Origin of the sequence: Saccharopolyspora erythraea (genome assembly GCF_018141105.1) — a bacterium.
GTDB classification, from domain to species: domain Bacteria; phylum Actinomycetota; class Actinomycetes; order Mycobacteriales; family Pseudonocardiaceae; genus Saccharopolyspora_D; species Saccharopolyspora_D erythraea_A.
Genome location: NZ_CP054839.1, coordinates 669,147 through 686,293, shown reverse-complemented (window position 1 = coordinate 686,293; position 17,147 = coordinate 669,147). Strand labels below are relative to the sequence as shown.

The following is a 17,147-nucleotide window of genomic DNA, read 5'->3' as shown; positions in this document are numbered from 1 at the left end:
TCGGCGTCCGCCGGTGGTCAGCCCGGGGTGTCGCGACGCCGGGCGAGGACGACGGTGCTGTTGTTGCTCCCGAAGCCGAAGCTGGTCACGGCCGCGGTGGCCGGCTCGTCGACCGGGATGCGGCCGGGCGCGAGCCGCAGCCGCTTGGTGGGTTCGGGGTCGGTCAGCCCCGCGGTGGGGGGCGTCTCCCCGGTGCGCAACGCCTTGACGGCCGCGACGACGGCAGGCAGGCACGAGACGTGCAGCAGGTGGCCGATCGCGCCCTTGTGCGAGCTGACCGGCAGGTCGTCGCGGCCGAGCGCGGCGGCGACGGCTTCCAGCGCGGCCAGCTCGGCCTGGTCGCCCTGCGGTGTCCCGGTCGCGTGCGCGTGCACGTGGTCGAGCCGGTCCATCCCGGCGTCGGCGAGGGCCTCGCGGACGCACTCCTCGATCAGGCCGGTGTCCGAGGCCGCCGACTTGCCCGCACCGACCCGCCGGCACGCTCCGGCGACCAGCACGTCCGTCGCGGCTCCCCGCGACGCCGCGCGGCTCGCGTCCTCGAGAACGACGGCTCCGCCGCCTTCGCCGATGCTGATGCCCGACCGCTCGCGGTCGAACGGGCGCGCGGCCGACCGGCTGATCGCGCGGACCGCCTGCAGGCTGGCGTACTCGTAGCGGTTGAGCGCGGAGCCGCCCGCGACGACGGCGGTTCCGGTGAGTCCCGCCCGGATGGCGTCCCGGGCGAAGGCGATGCCGAACGCGGCTGAAGCGCACGCGTGCGTCAAGTACGCCGTGCGCGTCGCGCGCGGTTGCGCCGGACCCACGAACTCGTGCCAGTCCGGGTCATCGCCCGGCTCCCACGGGGCCTGGCCGACCAGCACGAGCAGCGCGTCGTCGGGCAGCCCCGCCAATCCCGCCGACTCAAGCGCCTCCGACAGCGCGGCGGTGAGGTACGCCTGCTTGCGCGGCACGCCGGTGACCGCGTCCGGCGGTACTTCGCCGACCGGTTCGCCGTGCTCGGACGGCGGGTCGAAGCGCGCGGGCGGAGCGAGTGCGCAGCGGCCGGCGCGCAGGGCGTCCCAGAACGCGTCCGCGCCCGGGCCGAACGGCGTGACCAGGCCGAGCCCGGTGATCACCGCGTCCGTCATCCCCGACCACCCACCGAGCCGGCGGCGGCCAGGAGTGCGCCGGGTGGCGCGTGCGGGATGTCGGGCACCGAGTCCGCATCGGTCAGCACCATCGCGGTGACCGTGCAACCCGGGTCGTCGAGGGCGTCGGTGTCCAGCGGCGCCACTTCGCACAGCACCACCGGACCGGTCGCGGCGAACGCGCGGCCCGTTTCCAGGACCTCCGCCGCGTCCGAACCCGCCAGCAGGTAGCAGGGACCGCGCCAGCCGCTGGCGATGGCGAACTTCCTGAGCAACTCGGAGGTTTCCAGGCCCGTCGAGTCCGACGGGCGCAACCGCCGCGCGGGGTCGGCGCAGCGGCGGGCGAAGCGCCGGGCAGCCCACCGGCTGTAGGTGTCGGCAAGCACCAGCACCGGAACGGACGCGCCGACGTCGTCGGGCAGCGTGCCGATCGCGGCCTCCAGCGTCGCGGTGACCGCCGCCGTGGTCGACTCCCAACCGCCGACGACCCGCGCGTCCGCGCTTCGCACCGGTGCGGTCGTGCCGACCAGGACCGTGTCAGATCTCGTTGGCATGGCCGGGGAAATCTCCGTCGAGTCCGGTGATGCCGGGCGGGGTGTCGGTGAGCTGGACGTCGATGTGGACGATCGCCGGCCCGCCGCCGTGCTCGCAGGTCGCCAGTGCGTCCCGCAGCGCGTCCTCGAGCTGCGACTTCTCCCGGACGACCGCGCCTTCCGGCTGCTCCTCCTCGTCGGCGGCGAAGGGGTGCAGCCGGTGGTCCAGGCCCCGGCTGGTGACCTGCGCGTGCAGCCAGCCGTAGCCGCCGTTGCGCAACACCACGTAGACCACGCCGACGCCCTCGCGGCGCAGGGCTGACAGCTCGGAGCGGACGGTGGCGAACGCGCCGTCGCCGACGAAGGCGATGACCGGGCGGTCCGGCGCGGCGAGCCTGGCTCCCGCGGCGGCGGCCGCGCCGAAGCCGAGCGTCGTCTGCTCCGAGGGGACCAGGCTGCCGCCACGCGTGCGGCACACGTGGTACGGGTAGAAGTACGACCACATGTCCTGGAGGCCGTTCTCCTGCACCAGGATCCGGGACGGCGGCGCCACCGCGTCGATAGCCGCCAGCACCTCGGCCACGTGCAGGCCGTCGCCCGCCGTCATCCGCGCCAGCCGGTCCTCGGCCTGCGCCCGCACGTCGGCGCGGCACCGCTCGATAGCGGCCGGCCACGACTCGTCCCGCGGCTTCGAAGCGAGCGCACGGGTCCATGCGCGCAGCACGTCGGCGCCGTCGCCCACCACTCGGAGGCCGCCGTACTCGGTGGACAGGCCGCCCGGGTCGGAGTTCACCTGCACGACAGGGGTTTCGGCGCCGATGGCCCCGTCCCAGCCGTAGGTGGCGGTCTCCTCCAGCGCGGTGCCCACCGCGACCACCAGGTCCGTGGTGCGCCACAGCTCGGCGGCGGCCTCCGGGCAGTAGAGCCCGGCGAGCCCGCAGAACAGCGGGTGGTCCTCCGACGCGGTGCCGCGACCGGACGCGGTGCTGAACACGGCCGCACCGGCGGTGTCGGCGAAGGACTCCAGCACCCCGTCTCCGTTGCGGTGCCGCATTCCGCCGCCCACCAGCAGGATCGGACGCCGGCTCGCCTCCAGCGCGGCGACGGCCGGCCCGGTGCCGGACACCGCGGTCGCTCCGACCAGAGCAGGCGGCGACCAAGCCCGGAACCGGCTGACCGGCACGTGTGCCAGGTGGTCCGGGATCTCCAGGTACACCGGGCCCGGGGCACCGGACCCCGCGAGCAGGAACGCCTTCTCCACCGCGGGCACCACCCGGTCGGCGTGGTCGATCCGGTGCGCCCACTTCACGACCGGCGTCACCAGCGGGATCTGCTCCAGCTCCTGGAACGCTCCGCTACCCCGGCGGTCGGCCGCCGTGCCTCCGGCCAGCACCACCACCGGCGCGCCGGCGCTGCGCGCCTCGAGCAGTCCGCCGACCGCGTTCGCCGTCGCCGGTCCCTTGCCCACCACGCACACCCCGGGCCGCCCGGACTGGATCGCGTAGCCGGCGGCCATGCACACCGCGTTGCGCTGGTCCCGGCACAGCACCATGCGCATGCCTGCCTTCTCCAGCGCGCAAAGCGCTTCGAGGTCGTCGCCGGGCAGTCCGAACAGGACGGAGACACCGGCGTCGCGCAGGTGGTCCACGACGGCGTGCCAGGCGTTGGGGAAGCTCTCCACGGTCACCGGCCACCGATCACGTCGGAGGGGGCGGACAGGTGATCGGCGACGGCCTTGGAGACCAGCAGCGGTTCGGCGACCCGCCTTCCGCCGTGGGCCGCGTAGTTCGCCACGATCCCGTGCCCGCCGAACGGGCGGTTGCCGTTCTCGGCGTCGAGGATGGTGCGGCCGAGGCAGACCTGGTGCCGCCTGGCCAGCAGCTCGACCGTCTCCGGGTCGTCGCCGTAGACCATCGCCGCCATCGCACGATCGGTGACGAACGGCGTGCGCAGCACCGCCCGCAGCTGCTCGCGGTCGTGGTGCACGACGACGTTGAAGATCGGCGAGAACAGCTCCTCGACCACCAGCTCGTCGCCGGCCGGACGCACGAGCACGGTCGGGTGCAGGTGCCGGTCGCGCAGGTCCACCCGGCCGCCGAACACGATCCGCTCGTGGTCGCGCCGCAGGTACTCGGTGGCCTTCTGCAGCGCGCTGTCGTAGAACAGCGGCCCGTAGTCGGCGTCGGGGTCGCGGTAGTCGCCGTAGCGCAGCTCGCCCAGCCGCTTCACCAGCAGCTCGACGAAGCGGTCCGCCTCCGCCGCGTCGACCAGGAACACGTCCGGCCCGAAGCAGTCCTGCCCGGAGTTGAGCATCCGGATGCGGACCGCGTCGGCCACCGCGAGGTCGAGGTCCGCGCCGGCAGCGACGACGAACGGGTTGACGCCCTGTCCGAAGAACAGCATGAGCTGCTCGGGGCGCAGGCGGGACCGGATCTGCTCGGCGTTGTCGTAGGCGCCGGTGAACACCACGACGTCGGCCCGCGACACCGACTCGTCGACGAAGCGCCGCTGGCTCACCTGGTGCGAGTCGACCGGCAGGCCGTGCACCGGGGCGAGCAGCTCGTGCAGCCGCCGCGCGGGGGCCGCGACCTGCGCGGAGGCCCGGAAGTCGATCCGCTCCGCGTAGAGCGCGGGCACCAGCAGGTACAGCACGTAGGAGTAGCAGAGCACGTTGGAGGGCATGAAGACCGCGAGCCGGGACAGCCGCCGCGGCCCGTGGCCCTCGACCTCGGCGCGGGCACCGGCCAGGGTGGCCAGCGCGCTGGCCAGCTCGCTCTCGGCGGCCTTGTGCGGGGAGATCTCGGTGAGGACGTCGAGCACCGCGCCGCGCTCGTCGCGCAGGAAGTCCTCCACCGCCCGCAGCGCGTCCAGGCGCTCGGCGAACGGGATGCGAGCGGTGCGCGGGGCCGGGGCGCGACGGGTCTGGGCGGGGACCGACGGGCTGGAGGGCGCACCGGACGCGGTGTCGCGCACGAGCCTGTCGAGCTGTCCGCTGTCGGGCTTCCCATTGCTGTTCAACGGCATTTCCTCCACGACGACAACGCGGTTGGGATGCTCGTAGGAAGGCAGCACGTCCTGGATCCGCCTGCGCCAGTACCCGCCGGCGCGCAGCCTCGGGTCGGCGACGACGAAGACGAGCTGGCACCCGGTGCGCTCGTCCTCGGTGGCCAGCACGTGCACCGGCGCCCCGCACGCGGCGGCCTTGTGGGCGAGCACCTCCGGGTAGAGCGTGTGCCCCATCCGGTGGACCGCTCCGCGACGGCCGAGCACGAAGACGTGGCCGTCCTCGTCGACGAACCCGACGTCCCCGGTCCGGTGCGGCCCGGGCGGGAGCGGGCGGAGGCCACCGTCGGGCTCGAGGTATCCGCTGGTCAGGTCCGGCGAGCGCACGACGATCTCGCCCAGCGATCCGGGTGCCGCCGCGGCGCCCGCGGTGTCGAGCACCTCGACCTCGACCCCGTCCAGCGGGTGCCCGCACCCGGTCTCGTCGCCGGGCGCGGCCAGGGCGATGTTGCCGGTCTCGGTGCTGCCGTAGCCGTCCAGCAGCGGCCGTCCCGTCGCGGCGCGGAAGCGGTCGGCCAGCGCGGGGCTGAGCGGAGAACCGCCGACGCACCACATCCGCACGGTGCGCAGCGCTCCCAGCAGCCCAGGGCGACCGGCGCCGAGGTTGAGCACGCTGTGGTAGGTCATCGGCGTCGCGTCGAGCACCGTCGCCCCCCAGCGGCTGCCCAGCTCCAGCGCGTGGTCGAGCCGCCGGTAGGGCGCCACCAGCAGCGAGCACCGGACCTGCCACCACAGCAGCACCATCGACAACCCGTACTGGTGGGAGAACGGCAGCAACGGCATCAGCACGTCGTCGGGGCGGTATCCCATCCGCCGCCGCGACCGCTCGACGTTGTCCAGGAAGGACTTGCCGGAGCGCACGACACCCTTGGCCGGACCCCGGGTGCCCGAAGACCACGTGACGAGCCCGTCAGGACGGGAGTACCAGTCTCGGAGCGACAGCTCCCCGGCACCCGCGTCCGGCCGGTCCGCGACGAGCTCGGCGATCTCCAGCCGTCGGCCTACGGCGGTAGCGACACCGGCATCGGCGACGGTCCACCGAACCTGGGCCAGGTCCGCGGCGCGGCGCGCTTCCTGCGGCGTCTGCCGGTGGTCGGTCAGCACGATCGAGGCCCCGAGCCGCATCAGCGCCAGCAGGACGAGCACGTACTCCGCCGAGTTGTCACCGCAGAGCAGGACGCGGTCCGCCGTCCGGACCCCGCGCTCGCGCAGCCCCTCCGCGATTCCGCATGCGGCGCGCTCCACCTCGGACCAGGGACGGACCGAGTTCGCCGCCAGCAGGCCGCCGGTCATCGGGACTCCAGCGGCGGCTCGGTCATCCCCGGGGCGGTCGTGTCGCCGGGCAGTTCCCCGCTGTAGCAGACCCAGCGGTCGACCTCGTCGCGCTCCGGATCCCACAGGCCGATGTGCTCGAACCGGTCCAGGGCTTTCGTCGGGTTCGACTCGTCGGCGCTGAAACACAGTGCGGTGTAGCCGAGCTCCCGTGCTCGCCCGCGGTGTTCGGCGAGCAGGGCGCGGCAAAGGCCCCGCCCCCGCGTCTCGGGCGGAGTACCGATGTAGCCGAGGTAGCACGCCGGCTCGCCGTCACCGTCGTCGAGCGAGAAGGACAGCAGGTAGGACACCACTGCCTGCCGGTCGTCGAGCACGACGAACGAGAGCTCGGGCAGGAAGCCGGACTTGCCGGTGACCTCGCGACGCCACCGGTCCGCGTCGAAGCAGCCGTCCTCCTGGCCCGCGAAAGCCCGGTTGTGGACCTCGCGCACCTTCGCGTCGAACCCGGGCTCGAACACCCGCACACGGAATCCTTCCGGCAGTTCCGGCGCTTCGATGTGCGGCGCCTGGTCGAGCTGGGAGAAGACATCGAGATGCCATTGCGTCGGCCGCAGGCCGATCCGCTCGGCGAGCGACTTCTGGGCCGCGTTGTGCTCCGGGCACCACACGCGCAACTCGCCGGCTGTTCCCGCCGCGGCACAGCGCCGCGCGGCCCGGGTGCGTCCCCAGCCGAGCAGCCTGGTTCCGAGGCCGCGGCCCCGGTGCTCGCCGTGCACGCACCCCTGGATCTCGTACCACCCGCTGCCACGCCCCGACCGCACCAGCGAGTAGCCCACGAGCGCCTCGCCGCGGAAGACGCCGAGGCTGTCGCTCGCCAGGTCGATCTCGCCGAGGACTTCGGCGAACTCGGCGGCCGTGCTCTCCAGCGTCGGGCGGTCCCACGCGGCCACCCCGCGAATCATCGACTCCCAGCGCTGCGCGTCGTCGGCTCGCAGCGGTCGCCACGTGTAGTCCTCAGGCACCGGGCTCACCCCGCCCGTCCTCCCCCGACGCGGTCAGCTGCTCCGCCAGTTCGGGGGAACCGGCGGACGGCGACGCGATCAACTGCCGGTAGTGCGGGTCCGACAGCAGGTCGTCGTGCGTACCGCGGGCGTGGACCGAGCCGTGGCGCAGCATGATCACCTGGTCGGCCTGGTAGGCCATCGGCATCCGGTGCGTGACCGCGATGACGACCCGGTCGCGGAAGTCGCGCGTCAGCGACCGCACGAGGTTCTGCTCGTTGAGCGGGTCGAGCTGCGAGGTCGCCTCGTCGAGCAGCAGGACCTCGCTGTCGCGCGCCAGCGCCCGCGCCACGGCCAGCCGCTGGCGCTGGCCGCCGGAGATCTGCACGCCGCGCTCGCCGACCTCGGTGTCGAGCCCGAGCGGCAGTCCCTCGATCCACGTCTGGAGCCCGACCGACTCCAGGATTCGCCGCAACCGCTGCTCGTCGACGCCGTCGACGCCGTAGGTGGCGGCCTCCCTGATGGTCTCCCCGAGCAGCGGGGCTTCCTGCTGCACGTAGGCGACGCGGCCGCGCAGCTCCGCCAGCGGCAGTTCGCGGACGTCGGTCCCGTCGAGCAGGACCGCGCCCCGCTCGGGTTCCACGAACCGCTCCGCCAGGCTGAGCAGTGTGGTCTTCCCGGCGCCGGACGAACCGACCAGGACCGTCAGCCCCGGCACCGCCTCGATGGACACGTCGCGCAGCACCGGCTGGTCGCCGTAGCCGAACCACACCTGGTCGAACCGCACCGTCCGCCGGGGCGCCGGCGCCTTGGAACCGTTGGACACCGCCGGGACCTCGGTCCGGGCCGGAGTGGCCGCGGTGTCGGTCTCCTGCGGCGCGTCGAGGAGCTCGGTGATGCGCCGCAGGGCGGCCAGGCCCTCGGAGAGCTTGCCCGCCGAGTTCGTCAGCGCCTCCACCGGTTCCTGGATGTAGACGACGTAGAGCAGGATGGCCACCAGGTCGCCGACGCCGACGCTGCCGGTGCTCACGCGCACCACGCCGACCGCGAGCGTCACCAGGAAGGTGAAGTCGACGGCCGCGTAGGCCACCGTGTCGGCCAGCGCCCCCGTCCGGACGGCCTTCACGCTCGCCCGGTAGGCCGAGTCGGCGTTGTGGTCGAAGGACTCGGCCTCCCGCCCTTCGCTGCGCGACGCCTTGACCGTGCGGAACGCCAGCAGCACCCGCTGCACCACACCGGTCAGCGCTGCCACGTGCTCCTGAGCGCGTTCGGTGTCGACGACGACCCGCCGGAACACCCCGGCCTCGGCCAGCCCGGCCACCGAGAGCAGGACGATCACCACCACCGCGAGGAACACGTCGATGGTCAGCATCAGCACGATGCCCGCCACGACGGTGAGCGGCACGACCACCAGGTCCACCAACGCCTTGACGGTCGTCTGCTGGATCAGGGTGCTGTCGGCGCCGACGCGGGAGATCAGGTCCGCGGTGGACCGGGACTCGACGTAGGACACGGGGGCGCCGACGATCCGCCTGGCCATCGACTTGCGCAGGCCCAGGACGAAGCGCTCGCTCAGCTTTCCGCGCTGGTGGAAGCCCGCGTAGTTGAGGCAGAGGCCGACGATCGCGACCGCACCCAGCACCGCGATCGGCCACATCAGGTCGGCGCGCGCCGCGACGCCGTCCACGACGGCGCGCGCGGCCAGCGGCTGGACCAGCGCCGCGGCGCGGGTACCCAGTTCGAGGAGGAGGACCACGGTCAGCGCGCCCCGGAAGGGTGCGAGCCTGCTGATGAGGGTCGTCAGGGACGACGTCGGTCGCGACGCCGCGTCCGGCTCCATTTGTTCTCCTGTGATCTGCGCGAAAAGCGGTCGGGGTTCGCGGGAGGTGCCTGCCGTGTCGAACGCGTGCTCGGGATCCGGCGGATCACCGGACGCGTTGTCGTGACGGCACCGCCTTCCGGACGAGTCGGGGGGTTCGGGGAGCGCGCGGGAGCATGCGAACCCGCGCCGCCATTGCCCGAAATTACGGCAGTAGCGGTGTCCGCGCACTTCCCATTACTCAATCCGGTGATCCGGACCCGATTCGCTTACCGCCCTTTCCGGAAGGGAAATTCGCAATCGAAACGACTTCCCTCCGGACGCCGTGCGCGCTGGTCACCCGCTTGGCCGAGCGCGGATTTCGGCGTGACATCGGCCGATGAGTAGAGCGGCGATCACTCGAACGCCATTCGGCATCGCGATGCGCGGCGCGATTCGGCAGGGTCGCGGCATTCGCCCGAACGTTGCGGTCGAGCACCAGACGGAAATGCCGAGGTAGAAGCCGACGACGCACCCGAATCGGGCTTTTGGCAATAGCGCCACCACACCCGGCGGATGCGTTCGACACGACCGCCGGCCCAGCATTCACGAAATTCGGGCGAACGCGTCACGGTGAATTTGCGCGTGTTCCGCCCTCCGTGGGGTGAACTCGGTTCCCCGCACGGGAAAACCTGCGCAGTGCGAGAAGGCTCCGATCGCCGACCCCGCGGGCGGCGGTCAGACCTTGATGCCGAGCCAGGCGGTGAAGTGCGCGATGCTGTCGGACTTGCGGCGCTCGGCGAGGGCGATCAGCCGGGCCGTCTCGTGCACCTGCGGGTGGTAGCGCGTCTGCTGCGGCGCGATGGCCCGGGCCTTGTTCAACGCCCCGAGCGCCTTGCCGTGCTCGCCGGACAGCACCCAGGCGCGGGCGACGTCCTGCCAGTGGTGTCCCGCCCGCGTGGGCGTCACGTCGGCGGGGATGTCCAGCGCCGATCCGTCGCGCGCCGCCCGCCACGGGTCGCCGACCTCCAGGGAGACCGCGGTGTCGTGGATCTCCACGTTGCCGGGCCCGAAACTGGTGTCGTAGGCGCTGGACTGGCGCCCGATCCGCGCGCCGTACCGGCGGGCGTGGGCGATGTGCTCCCTGGCCCGGGTCTCGTCGTGCTTGCGGGCGCAGATGATCGCGCCCCGCAGGTGCGCCGAACCGCGCAACGCCAGGACGCCCTCGCTCTCCTCCTCGCGCTCCAGCAGCCCGAGCGAGCGCTCGACCAGCCGCTCGCCGACGTCGTAGGACGCGTGCGACATCAGCAGCAGCGCCCGCTGCTGGGTGGCGTGGGCGAGCAGGTGCGGCCCGCCCGAGCGCTCGGCGGCCAGCTCCATCCGGTCCAGCGCCTGGGTCGCCAGCGCCAGCCAGCCGAAGCGGTAGAGCATCTGCGCCGTGTTCGCATAACCCTGCGCCAGCAGCCGGTACGCGCGTTCGCGGTCCTCGTCGGCGGACGCCTCGCGCACCGCGCCGTAGATCTGGCGCAGCAGCACGGGCATCGTCTCGATCGCCTGCCGGGCGCGGTCGGTGTGGCGCATCTGGCGCAGCCGCCGCATCTCGGCGTCGAGCTCGTCGAGCGGAGCCGGGACCAGCGGCTCGACGTAGCAGCCCTCGGCGAACAGGGTCCGGAGCTCGAACAGCCCGTCCACTCCCCCGTCGTCGCCCAGCAGCTCGCGGTAGGGCTGCCCGTACAGCTCCTCGGCCTCGATGCCCAGTGCGCGGGCCGCCGCCGCGACGAACGCGGGGGACGCGGGCTCCCTGCCCTGCTCCACCGCCCGCACCATGCTCACGCTGTACGCGGCACGGGTGGCGAGGGCGTGCTGGCTGAGTCCCGCGACCTTGCGGGCCATCGCCAATCGCTCACCGATGGTCAGCCCGGAACCGGTGGACGGCATGTTGGCCTCCTACGCGAAGGTCGACGAGGGCACTCGACAGGCTACGTGCATACCGCGCCCCATGACACGATCCGTGACTTCCCAGGCGAGGACTGTCACTTCGCTGTCACTCCATGTGATGGCGCACTTCTAAATTCGTAGTTGTACCAGCACAGCCTGTAACAGAAGAGGGGATGTGATGGCCATGTGCCGGTGCCCGGGGAACGGACCACTCGCGAACGCGCCGTCCGGAGCAGTCCGCCGGCCCGCGTGCGACCGGCGGCGGCAGGTGGCCTCATGATCTTCGGTCCGACTCACACCACGTCCGACGGGATAGTGCACATCAGGCGGGAGAACGAGGACCAGACGGTGTGCGGGGTCCCGATAGCCGAACCGTCCTGCCGCCACCGGCGCAGCGGCTGCGACAAGTGCGTCCGGCTGGACGCATCCGCCTCCGTCTCGAGCAGGTGAGGCCGCGGCGGCGCCCGCGGGTCGGGCGCGCACCCCGGGCGCGGGGTGCGCGCCGACGACCGCTCACGGCCGCCGGACATACATCAGCCGGAGATCCCGGAGCGAGAAGGCGGCTGAGGTTCCGCCAGGCGACCCACTACGCAAGCCACATCCGAAACGCGTCCTAGGGCGTGTTTCAAAGTCGGAGCCATTCGTTGATGGCTGCGATCTGGACGGTGGCTTCGTAGCGGACGGCGAGCTTGTCGTATCTGGTGGCCACGGCGCGGTGGCGCTTGAGCCGGTTGATGGCGCATTCCACGGCGTGGCGCTGCTGGTAGACCTGTTCGTCGAAGGCCGGTGGTCGTCCACCCGCACGCCCTTTGGCTTTGCGGTGACGTTCCTGGTCGGCTTTCTGCGGGATCGTGCATCGAACACCGCGTCGGCGCAGGTAGGCCCGGTTGTCCCGGGAGCCGTAGGCCTTGTCGGCCAGCACCCGATCCGGGCGGGTCCGGGGCCGACCACGCCCCGGCCGGGCCACTCGAATACGGCCCAGCACGACCCGAAACTGCGGCGAATCACCCCGCTGCCCGGCGGTGATGACCAGCGACAGCGGTTTCTGCCCCTGCTCGGCGGCCAGATGCAGCTTGGTGGTCCACCCGCCCCGCGACCGCCCGAGCGCGTGATCATCGGGCTCCGGTTCGCCGACCCCGCCCGGAGGCTCGCGCTGATCAGCCCCCTTTTCCGCGCGCCGGCGGCGTGCTGGTGCGCGCGGGCGATGGTCGAGTCGACGCTGACATCCCAGGTGATCAACCCCGCGGCGTCGGCACGGGTCTGCAGCGCGGCCACGATCTGTGCCCAGACCCCGGCGCGCTGCCAGCGACGAAACAGCCCATAGACCGCCTGCCACGACCCATAAGCCGGGGGCACGTCCCGCCAGGGTGTCCCGGCCCGCACCCGCCAGCGAATCCCGTCGATGAGCTGGCGTCTGGTCCATGTCGGCGGGCGGCCCGGCTTCGTCCCGACAGGCAGCAGAGGTTCCAGCACACTCCACTGCGCGTCGGTCAGATCCGCCCGTCCCGTCACCGCTACGCTGGTCACGAGGTCTCCGGTATTCTTGATCTTCTTGGTCGATGATCGATCTACCGGAGACCTCACCTATTTGATCAACGACACGCCGACACAGACCCCACCCAGCCCACCACTTCGAGACACGCCCTAGCGCGGCAGCGCCCGTCCGCCGGCTACTAGCGCAGCAGCGTCGTCGCTTCCGGGTCGGCGAGCAGTGCCCCGAGGGCGAACCGCTCGCCCCAGCTCCCCGCCGCCCACGCCAGGGCGCGGCCGAGACCGTCCGGCGTGCGCTCGGCGTGCACAGCGCCGCCGGTGTCCACCCACCAGTGCACCCGGTGGCCGGCGGTCGCGGACTCGACGACCAGCGTGTCGTGCAGTGTGACCTCGCCGGTCGGCACCGCGATGCCCAGCAGCTCGCACGACGTGGCGACGCGCGCGACGTCGCACCACCGCTGGGCGCGTCCCGGCCCCTGGACCCGCATGGCGTTCTCCTCCGACGCCAGCGGCAGGTCGAACAGCTCCGCCAGCGCCTCGGCGTCGAACTGGTCCGGGCTGCCGCCGGAGACCAGCAGCGGCGCGTCGAGCACGCCCAGCATCCACGGCTCGTCGAGCACCGCCGCGCGCTCCGCGCTGACCACGGCGCCGGACAGCGAGCGCACCGAGTGCGGCGGCTCGACCTCCGAGGGGTCGATGACCCCGCACGCGACCGCGTCGGCCAGCGCCCGGTGCGCCCGCAGCGCGGTACCCGCCCGCAACGCGCGGTCCACGTCGCCGAGGCGCTCGATCAGGTCAGCGGCGTCGCCCGCGTCGTCGACACGCATCGCGTCGCGGACGCCTGCCAGGCGGAGCTGCTCGGTGTCCAGGCCGACGTCGGGAACCGGGTCGTAGAGCCCCGCGATCTCCTCGGCCGCCGCCAGCCGCCAGTGGCGCGGCGGATGCCCGGCCAGCGACGCGTGGCGGGCGATCCACCAGGCCGGGTAGCCGGCGGGGTCGCGCAGCGCGCGCAGGGTCTCGGGGTCCTCGGCCAGCAGCCGGATCGCGGCGGGCCAGGCGTCCTCTGCGACCAGGTCGAGGTCCCGGATGCCGACGAAGCGGTCGGGCGGCCACTGGTCGTGCTGCTCGGCCTCGTTGTCGAGCCACCACCGCTCGGCGCCGGCGAAACCGGTGTCGGGCTCGGCGGGCTCCTCCTCGACGTGCACGACGAACGAGTCGACGACGCCGATGGAGCGCAGCAGGCCGGCGGGCCAGCGCGCGGCGAACTCGGCGTCCACGACGCCGAGCGGGGCGTCCGGAGCCAGCACCTCGCGCAGGGCGGCCTCGGGCAGCAGCAGTTCGTCGGCGCGGCGGAAGCCGCCCTCGGAGTCGGGCAGCGCCAACGCGCCGAGCCAGTCGCGGGGACGGGACCGCTCGACCAGGCCGAGCACGGCGTCGGCCAGCGCCCTGGCGTCGACGCTGGTGTGGGCGTCGGTGACGCTGCCGCGCACCGCTTCGGTCAGCGACGGCGAGTCGAGCAGCTCGTCAGGGCCCGCCGGGCGCGCGCCGAGCTCCTCCAGCATCGGGTGCGCCGCTTCGGGGTGCACGATCCGCAGCCCCGAGATGTCCAGTGTGGACAGCACGCCCGCCGGGTCGGCGTCGGAGCCGAGCAGCACGTCGCGCACGCCGGTGACGGTGCGTCCGTCGGCCAGCGGGACCGGCAGCGCGGCGAACTCCTCGCGCGCCTGGCTGTCGGCGCTCGCGATCGGCCGCAGCGCCTCGTACAGGCGGTTCCACCACGCGGCAGGACGTTCCAGGCCGGTGACGGCCTGCACGATCTCGGCCGGGCCGAGCCGCCGGATCTCCAGCGCGCCCAGCGCCCTGCGGTGCCGCAGCTCGGACATCTCGGCGGTCAGCAGCCCCGGCACGGCGTCGCGCAGCAGCTCGACCAGTTCCGGCAGCGCCTGGTCCAGCACCCGCGCCTCCAGGGGCGCGACCAGCCCGCCGCCGGCGCGCGGCAGCCACTCGGCGACCCGCAGCCGGTCGGTCACCGCCTGCCGCAGCTTGTCGTCCACATCGGACATCGGGAAGCCCGGTAACGGCACCAGCGCGGGCCGGTGCTCGGGGGCGATTCCGGCGACCAGCTCCGGGTAGCGCTCGGCGGCGCGGACCAGCACCTGGTCGGTGGCGGGCGATGCCGCCGCGCGGCGCCGGTCGGCCTCCATCGGCACGCTCGCGAGCAGCCGCGCGGGCAGCGACAGCCGCTCGTCGGTCGGGGTCGGGGCGTGCAGCACGTCCTGCTCGAGCGGCACCGGCACGCCGTCGGCGTCGAGCGGAGCGGCCCAGCAGACCCACCACCCGGTCTCCCGCCTGGCCTCCACCCCGAGTCCGGCCAGCGCGGTCTCACCGACCTGCCCGGCGCCCCGGTGGACCTGCCAGCGCTCGGCGCCCCGCGGGCCGTGGACCACGACGCGGTCCCGGCCCTCGTCGGTGCGGTACCAGGTCTGCTCGCCGATGTGGATCTCGGTGAGCGCGGGCAGCGCGAGCAGCAGGCCGGACGCCTGCTCGGCGAAGGACGCCAGCAGCGCGTCCGCGTCGACGTCCGGACGCAGCGGCAGCCGGACCTCGGTGGCGAAACCCTCCGGCGGCGCCGCGTCCTCCAGCGGCCACACCAGCCGCAGCACCGGCACCTCGCCTGCGCGGGCGGACAGCTCCTCGGCCGGGCCGGGCAGCCGCGCGGCCTCCTGCCTGGTGCGTTCCGCGGAGAACGCCACCGAACCGGACGCCGACACCACGCGCGGTTCCTCCGACACAGCGAGCACCGCGGCGAAACCCACGCCGTAGCGGCCGACCGTCGAACCCTCGCGCTTGGCCGACGCGCGCAGCGAGGCCAGGCCCGCCACGCCCTCGGCCGTCAGCGGCTCACCGGTGTTGGCCACCCGCAGCTCGCCGTCGGCCAGCCGCACGCGCAGCACGCCCTTGGACCCGGCGGCGTCGGCGGCGTTCTGGGCCAGCTCGACCAGCAGCCGGTCGCGGTAACCGCCCAGCCGCAGGTCCTCTTCGGCGTTGGCGTCCTCGCGGAACCGCGTGGGCGAGGACTGCCAGGACTGGAGCACCGCCTGCCGCAGCTCGGCAGTGCCGAAGACGTCGGTGCCGTTCACCCTCGCGGCTCGAAGTCCAGGGTGGCGTCGTCGTAGACCACCTCGGCCACCGGCACCGTCGAGGACGTGTCGACCTCGGCCTCCGAGTGCGCGCCGCAGCCGAACTCGGCGTGCACGACGCGGCCGTCGGCAGGGGCGATCTCGTTGGCGCACACCCCGAAGGCCGCGCCCATCGAACCCGCGAGCTGCATGAAGAACCCGCAGGTCCCGCACGCGCCGGGGGCGAGCCTGGCGATCTCGGAGCGCGGGCCGAACTCGCCGTTGTGCCAGCGCTCGGCGGCCTCCAGCCGCCCTTCCCGGCTCATGACCCGCTTGCGGCCGAGCCCGACCTCCCTGGCCAGCGACTCCACCGCGGGATCGTCGTTGGCGAGGTAGCCCGGCGCGAGCCGGTGGTCCTCGGGGCCGCTGGGCAGCAGGTCGCCCGCGCCCAGGTCGCCCGGCCGGACGCGCCGGCTCCACGGCACCCACTCCGGCGCGGTCAGCGCACTCGGACCGGGCAGCAGCACGACCTCGCTGACGGTGACCGGCTCGCCCGGCACCGCCGCGACCGTGACCGCCCAGCGCCAGCCCACGTAGCCGGGGTAGTTCGACTCGAAGTAGTGGGTGAGCGCGTGCTCGCCCTCGGTCTCGAACCCGACGTGCTCGCCGACCGGGTCACCGCCCTCGGCGTCCACCGTCAGCACCGGCGAGCCGACCGGGTCGTCACCCGGCGCGGCCTCGTCCTCCGCCGCCTCGCGGGCGATGCCGACGGCCTCGACGAGCATCGGGTCCGGGCGCGCGGGCGCGCCGACGGGCTCCACAGGTTCGTCGAACGACGCGCCTGGGCTGGTCATCGGAGCAGGCAAAGGCGTCACGTGCTCGATTGTGCCGTACGGCATCGGGGACGCCTGCGGCCGTGTCAGGCTTTCGGGGTGCGCTTGTTCAACACGGGACGTGTGCTGGCCGGCGGGATGCTCGTCTGCTGCCTGGGGCTGGTGGCGTGCGCGCCGCCAGAACCAGCGGAGCGCGACGGCGAGCAGCACCGCGAGCAGTCCGATGAGGGCATTGGGCACGCGGGAAGCCTGCCACACCTTCGTGTCGAGGTGATCAACGTGCTCCCGCACGACCGCTCCTCATTCACCCAGGGCTTGGAACTGGCCGACGGCACCCTCTACGAAGGCACCGGCACCTACGGCGGCTCCCGGATGCGGGCCACCGACCCGGCCACCGGAGCCGTGCACCGGGAGGACCGGCTGCCACCGGAGCTCTTCGGCGAGGGCATCACCGTCGAGGGTGACCGTATATGGCAGTTGACGTGGCAGGAAGGGGTCGCGATCGAGCGCGACCGGGCGAGCCTGCGCGAGCTGCGCCGAGTGGGCTACTCCGGCGAGGGCTGGGGGCTGTGCCACGACGGCGCCCGGCTGGTCATGAGCGACGGCAGCTCCCGGCTGACCTTCCGCGACCCCGCCACCTTCGCCCCGGCGGGCGAGGTGGCGGTCCGTGCCGGCGGCGAGGAGGTCGGCGACCTCAACGAGCTGGAGTGCGCGGGCGGCCACGTCTGGGCGAACGTCTGGCACACCGACCAGATCCTGCGCATCGATCCGGCGACCGGGCAGGTCACCGCGGTCGTGGACGCGTCGGGCCTGCTGACCCCGCAGGAGCGCGCGAGCGCCGACGTCCTCAACGGCATCGCGGCCGTGCCCGGCACCGACGAGTTCCTGATCACCGGCAAGTACTGGCCGCACCTCTACCGCGTCCGCTTCGCCCCCGCGTGAGCGGGCGGGCGGATGCCGCGACGCGGCGAA

Annotated in this window: 11 protein-coding genes and 1 pseudogene; 1 reads left to right on the top strand and 11 read right to left on the bottom strand. The window is 73.4% G+C overall.

Annotated features, from left to right (window positions below; all coding sequences use genetic code 11):
• Window positions 1-17 precede the first annotated feature (17 nt).
• The 11 genes and pseudogenes from HUO13_RS03240 to HUO13_RS03195 form a co-directional block, all read right to left on the bottom strand.
• On the bottom strand, window positions 18-1,127 hold the full coding sequence (locus HUO13_RS03240) for a beta-ketoacyl synthase N-terminal-like domain-containing protein (RefSeq protein ID WP_211900015.1): 1,110 nt from the start codon (window positions 1,125-1,127) through the stop codon (window positions 18-20).
• Window positions 1,124-1,681 (bottom strand): hypothetical protein, encoded by a 558-nt coding sequence (locus tag HUO13_RS03235; RefSeq protein WP_211900014.1) that lies wholly within the window; start codon window positions 1,679-1,681, stop codon window positions 1,124-1,126. The genes HUO13_RS03240 and HUO13_RS03235 overlap by 4 nt, the downstream gene beginning before the upstream one ends.
• The gene (locus HUO13_RS03230; RefSeq protein ID WP_211900013.1) at window positions 1,665-3,347 is read right to left on the bottom strand and encodes a thiamine pyrophosphate-binding protein; all 1,683 of its coding nucleotides are present in this window, start codon (window positions 3,345-3,347) and stop codon (window positions 1,665-1,667) included. The genes HUO13_RS03235 and HUO13_RS03230 overlap by 17 nt, the downstream gene beginning before the upstream one ends.
• A complete protein-coding gene (locus HUO13_RS03225) occupies window positions 3,344-6,016 on the bottom strand; it encodes an aldehyde dehydrogenase family protein (protein WP_211900012.1) in 2,673 nt (890 codons plus the stop codon). The genes HUO13_RS03230 and HUO13_RS03225 overlap by 4 nt, the downstream gene beginning before the upstream one ends.
• Window positions 6,013-7,017 carry a GNAT family N-acetyltransferase gene (locus HUO13_RS37250; protein WP_249124416.1) on the bottom strand — a complete coding sequence of 335 codons (1,005 nt, stop codon included), beginning with the start codon at window positions 7,015-7,017 and terminating at the stop codon, window positions 6,013-6,015. Before HUO13_RS37250 ends, HUO13_RS03225 begins: the two co-directional genes overlap by 4 nt.
• Complete coding sequence (locus HUO13_RS03215) at window positions 7,010-8,836, bottom strand: ABC transporter ATP-binding protein (RefSeq protein ID WP_211900011.1); 1,827 nt, start codon at window positions 8,834-8,836, stop codon at window positions 7,010-7,012. Before HUO13_RS03215 ends, HUO13_RS37250 begins: the two co-directional genes overlap by 8 nt.
• A 696-nt stretch (window positions 8,837-9,532) precedes the next feature.
• Window positions 9,533-10,732: a helix-turn-helix domain-containing protein gene (locus tag HUO13_RS03210; RefSeq protein ID WP_211900010.1), complete on the bottom strand. Its 1,200-nt coding sequence runs from the start codon at window positions 10,730-10,732 to the stop codon at window positions 9,533-9,535.
• A gap of 625 nt (window positions 10,733-11,357) precedes the next feature.
• Window positions 11,358-12,068 (bottom strand): IS5 family transposase, encoded by a 711-nt coding sequence (locus HUO13_RS03205; protein WP_282975808.1) that lies wholly within the window; start codon window positions 12,066-12,068, stop codon window positions 11,358-11,360.
• Window positions 11,990-12,205 (bottom strand): annotated as a pseudogene (locus HUO13_RS38010) (transposase); the annotation flags it as partial. The pseudogene HUO13_RS38010 and the gene HUO13_RS03205, both read right to left, overlap by 79 nt.
• A 200-nt stretch (window positions 12,206-12,405) precedes the next feature.
• The gene (locus HUO13_RS03200; protein ID WP_211900009.1) at window positions 12,406-15,363 is read right to left on the bottom strand and encodes a sacsin N-terminal ATP-binding-like domain-containing protein; all 2,958 of its coding nucleotides are present in this window, start codon (window positions 15,361-15,363) and stop codon (window positions 12,406-12,408) included.
• A complete protein-coding gene (locus tag HUO13_RS03195) occupies window positions 15,360-16,196 on the bottom strand; it encodes a DUF3027 domain-containing protein (RefSeq protein WP_249124415.1) in 837 nt (278 codons plus the stop codon). The genes HUO13_RS03200 and HUO13_RS03195 overlap by 4 nt, the downstream gene beginning before the upstream one ends.
• A gap of 117 nt (window positions 16,197-16,313) precedes the next feature.
• Here HUO13_RS03195 and HUO13_RS03190 point away from each other — a divergent pair, with 117 nt between their 5' ends.
• On the top strand, window positions 16,314-17,117 hold the full coding sequence (locus HUO13_RS03190) for a glutaminyl-peptide cyclotransferase (protein WP_432757845.1): 804 nt from the start codon (window positions 16,314-16,316) through the stop codon (window positions 17,115-17,117).
• The last annotated feature ends 30 nt before the right edge of the window (window positions 17,118-17,147 follow it).